Here is a 1,245-nt window from a genome sequence, read left to right as displayed (position 1 = left end):
TGGGCTGCTTCGCTGATTTCGGACAGCGGAGTTGATGGTTTCTCTTACGCTGCCAATGCTGGCTGCTGGTAACTGTAGTGGACCTCGTTGGGCCTGCGGTAGCCGAGTGCGGAGTGTCGACGACGACTGTTATAGAACCCCTCGATGTAGGCGATGACGTCGCGTCTGGCGCGCTCTTTCGTCGCGTAGACGGTGCGGTAGACGCGTTCGTTCTTCAACGCAGAGAAGAACGACTCGGCCATCGCGTTATCCCAGCACACGCCCGTGCGACCCATCGATGATCGCATACCCAGACGCTTCACCAACGACCGATAATCGGCCGAGGTGTAGACGCTGCCGCGGTCCGAGTGCCAGATCGCGTTTGGCTCGATCACCGTGGTCGATGCGGCGTTGCGCAGCGCGTCTTCGACGAGCTCGGTGCGCATGTGATCAGCGATCGACCACCCGACGACCTTTTTCGAGTAGCAATCGATGACCGTGGCCAGATAGATGAAGCCCTGCCAGGTGTGAATGTAGGTGATATCGCCGACGAACTTCATCCCGGGCCGTTCTGCGGTGAAGTCCCGCTTCACCAGATCGGGCATGAGTGCCGCGGCTTCGGCGTCGGCTTCGGTCGTGACCCGGAACGGGCGTGGCTGGCACGGCACGAGGTGCTCGTGCCGCATAATCTGGCGCACAAGCTCCGGCGAACACTCCACGCCCTCGTCCATCAGATCGGCGTGGATCCGCCGATACCCGTAGGTGCCATCAGAGGTGGTGAAGAAGTGGTGGACCCGTCCAGCCAGGACCTCCCGGCGCGCGGCTGTCGCCGATTGCGGGCGCTTCAGCCAGTCATAGAATCCCGACGTTGACACCGCCAACCAGAGGCACATCTTCCACACCGCGTTGATCTCGGCAGGGTCGTTTCGGAGGGAATCGATGTATTCGTACTTGCCCACTATCGCTGTTCCCTCGCGAAGTAGGCGGTGGCTTTTTTTAGGAACGCGGTCTCCGCCCGGAGCTCCTGATTCTCCCGCTCGAGATCCTTCAGCCGGGCTCGCTCGGTGATCGTCAGCTCGGTCTCGGTGCCCCCGCGCGCGTCTCGGTATCTGACCAACCAGTTACGCAGCGTCTCGGGACCGACACCATAGGCCTCAGCGACTTCCCGGATCGGTTTCGAGGTCGAGATCACCTCCTGGCACAGCTCGTCCTTGAACTCCTGGCTGAATCGCCGTCGTGATGCAGTCATCCTGCAGATCTCTCTTT

At 61.3% G+C, this 1,245-nt stretch carries 1 protein-coding gene; it reads right to left on the bottom strand.

The features are described from left to right. Positions 1 to 44: 44 nt before the first annotated feature. Positions 45 to 1,228 (bottom strand): IS3 family transposase gene (locus B7R24_RS17205; protein ID WP_116420153.1). Its coding sequence is split into 2 segments (ribosomal slippage): positions 45 to 967 and positions 967 to 1,228, totalling 1,185 coding nucleotides; the frame shifts between segments, so codons are not numbered across the junction. Positions 1,229 to 1,245 lie beyond the last annotated feature (17 nt).

It is taken from the genome of Subtercola boreus (assembly GCF_003399645.1).
Taxonomy (GTDB): Bacteria; Actinomycetota; Actinomycetes; order Actinomycetales; family Microbacteriaceae; genus Subtercola; species Subtercola boreus_A.
Note: the sequence above shows the minus strand (reverse complement) of the source record. Positions and strands in the feature narration are given on the sequence as shown.